Genomic DNA, 649 nt, shown 5'->3' with positions numbered 1-649 from the left:
ATTCAGGTTCGTCTCATCAGGCCGTACTGGAAGAGCGCGAAGGTCTTGTAAGACCTGCCGACTTGTATCTGGAAGGATCTGACCAATACCGCGGCTGGTTTAACTCATCGATTTCGACAGCGGTTGCCGTAACAGGCAAAGCACCTTATAAAGGCGTGCTTTCGCACGGTTTTGCTCTTGACGGAGAAGGCCGCAAAATGAGTAAATCACTCGGCAATGTCGTTGTTCCTGCAAAAATCATGAACCAGTTCGGGGCAGATATTTTAAGGCTGTGGGTTGCGTCTGTCGACTATCAGGCAGATGTCCGCGTGTCTGACGCGATCTTAAAGCAAGTCGCAGAAGTGTACCGGAAGATCCGCAACACGTTCCGCTTCCTTCACGGAAACATTGCTGATTTTGACCCGGCGAAAGATGCAATCGCTGTGGAAGATCTGAGAGAAGTCGATCAGTACATTTTGATCAAGCTGAACAGCCTCATTGAAAAAGTCAAAAAAGCGTATGAAGAATACGATTTTGCAGTCATTTACCATGCTGTCCACAACTTCTGTGCGATCGAGCTCAGCTCATTCTATATGGACTTTGCTAAAGACGTCGTTTATATTGAACACGCCGATCATAAAGACCGCCGCAGCATGCAGACCGTTTTTTA

At 47.5% G+C, this 649-nt stretch carries 1 protein-coding gene; it reads left to right on the top strand.

Annotation, left to right across the window (positions count from 1 at the left end; genetic code table 11):
• A partial coding sequence (locus ACWHAR_RS28310) for a class I tRNA ligase family protein (protein WP_452088597.1) occupies nt 1-649 on the top strand: 649 nt, incomplete at both ends.

It is taken from the genome of Bacillus sp. LR--39 (assembly GCF_053613335.1).
The sequence above is the reverse complement of the archived record's forward strand: the minus strand, read 5'-3'. Positions and strand labels throughout refer to the sequence as shown.